At 43.5% G+C, this 1588-nt stretch carries 1 protein-coding gene and 1 pseudogene; one reads left to right on the top strand and one right to left on the bottom strand.

Annotated features, from left to right (window positions below; genetic code table 11):
- The coding region (locus AC1DWB_RS34815) for a type I restriction-modification system subunit M N-terminal domain-containing protein (RefSeq protein ID WP_477545640.1) at positions 1 to 637 on the bottom strand (637 nt) is incomplete at its 3' end.
- 586 nt (positions 638 to 1223) lie between these two features.
- Between AC1DWB_RS34815 and AC1DWB_RS34810 the strand changes: the two are divergent.
- A pseudogene (locus AC1DWB_RS34810) lies at positions 1224 to 1460 on the top strand (helix-turn-helix domain-containing protein); the annotation flags it as partial.
- Positions 1461 to 1588: the final 128 nt, after the last annotated feature.

Raw genomic sequence — 1588 nt, 5'->3', positions numbered from 1 at the left:
CATAAATGGTCTTTGCCACGTTGTTGCCGGAGAGAATGTCGTTGTCATCATAAAAAAGAACGTTAACCATCAGCTTGATGACCTCGCGGGGTGTATAGTGCTGTCCGGCATCCTCATTATGAGACTCGGAAAATCTACGGATAATTTCTTCGAATATGTAACCCATCTCAAGATTGGAGATGACAGACGGATGAAGATTCGCTTTCGAAGTTGTAAACTCTTTCAGCACAATGTACAGGATACCCTTGTTTGCCATTGTGTTAATATGGCCGTCGAACTTGAACTTCTCGATAATGCCTTGCACATTTTCGGAAAAGCCGTTCAGGTAATCTCGAAAATTGGCTTCGATGTTGTCCGGGTCGTCCAGAAGGCGCTCCAAGGTAAATTGACTGTTGTTGTAAAAAGGATGTCCGGCCGCCTTACGGATCAATACATCCCGCATGGGCAGCGTCTTGATGCCCACATATTTCTCCASAACCGCGTCCTTTGTATCAGACAGGATACAATCAAAACGGCGAATAACGGTCAAAGGCAGAATAACCTCGCCGTATTCATGGGGCTTGTACACCCCGGTTAATTTATCCGCAATCGCCCAGATCAAGGCGGCTTTTTCACTTATATTTGCACTTAAGCTCATTTTGTTTGTCCTCCATTATTTTCAGGCACCAGCCCCATGTCTTCAAACCGACATTCAGAGCCGTACACACCGTTATTAGAACATCCATGATGACGATTGGTTTTTTGTCAGTATTGCGATAGAAGACGGGATGAGACCTGCGGCCATCTGCAAATCTCCATTTTTCATATCGCGGTCTATCAATAATTTCCGTAGCTTTTTATAGCTGACGGTCATCTTTGCCACCTCGCAAATTCAGACATTTTAATTGTAGCAAAAAAATCTTCACGTTCGTAATGTTAATTAAGTAGAATCGAAATTATTTTTCACTCGGCTCATATTTCTAAAGAGTCTAACACTTATTTGAAATCGATGAAACCTTTAGAAAGAAGCATGGCCCATTATGATTCACGCTATCGATTCAGGTGTCCTCGACACAATTGTTCCTACATTATCCTTTAAAGATCAATGTTAGTGATTCCTCCTTACATCATTAATAAATGACGGATTGAAATATGAAGTGCGACAGCTAAAAACAAAGAAGCCCATGAATGGATTCGTGTAAAATGGAAGTCACCACAACACCATTTTTACAGGAGAACCCAACATGAGCTACTCCCATCTTAGCATAATCGAACGCGGACAACTAGAGACGTTGCATGGACTTGGCTGGAAGACCAGAGCGATTGGTCGAGAGCTTCTTAAACGCCATCATTCCACGATCGCCCGAGAACTCCAGCGAGGACAGTCAGACGATCAATACGAAGCTGAAGTTGCTCAGGAAGCGTATGAGCAACGAAGAGCTTCATGTGTTCCGACAGGCAAGTTCTCACCTAAGCTTGCATAAGAAAAACAGGAGAAGCTTGAACAGACTTGGTCACCAGAGCAGATTGCAGAGAGACGACGTAGCGAAGATCAGGCTTTCGTCGATCTGAATTGTACCGGATGTAGCATCGTAGAACCGCATTAACA

This window comes from Paenibacillus sp. P4_E11 (genome assembly GCF_056401635.1).
Note: the sequence above shows the minus strand (reverse complement) of the source record. Positions and strands in the feature narration are given on the sequence as shown.